Genomic DNA, 426 nt, shown 5'->3' with positions numbered 1-426 from the left:
CCGTACTGATCCTGCATCTGATAGCTGAGCGTCACGTGCTCGATGACGCCTTGCGCCAGGTGGTCGAAGTCGGCCCCCGGGTTGAACACCAGCTGGTTGCCGACCACGCTGGCCGTGCCCTGGCTTGGCGGCGCACTCGCCGAGTTCAGCGTGAACACATGGCCATCATCGACGTCGGTGTCATTGCCCAGCACGTCGATAGTGAGGGTCTGGTTCTCTGTACCTGCGGCCACATCAGCCACCGCCACCGGAGCGTCGTTGGTGCCGGTGATGGTCACGTCCACCGTGGAACTCGAGATCGCCCCGTACTGATCCTGCATCTGGTAGGTGAGCGTCACGTGCTCGACCGCACCCTGCGCCAGGTGGTCGAAGTTGGTCCCTGGGTTGAACACCAGCTGGTTACCGACCACGCTGGCGCTGCCCTTG

General features: G+C 63.6%; 1 protein-coding gene. It reads right to left on the bottom strand.

Features of this window, described 5'->3' with window-relative positions:
• The coding region (locus ACZYSM_RS29395) for an Ig-like domain-containing protein (protein WP_489077204.1) at positions 1–426 on the bottom strand (426 nt) is incomplete at both ends.

It is taken from the genome of Pseudomonas sp. F220 (assembly GCF_057813935.1).
Note: the sequence above shows the minus strand (reverse complement) of the source record. Positions and strands in the feature narration are given on the sequence as shown.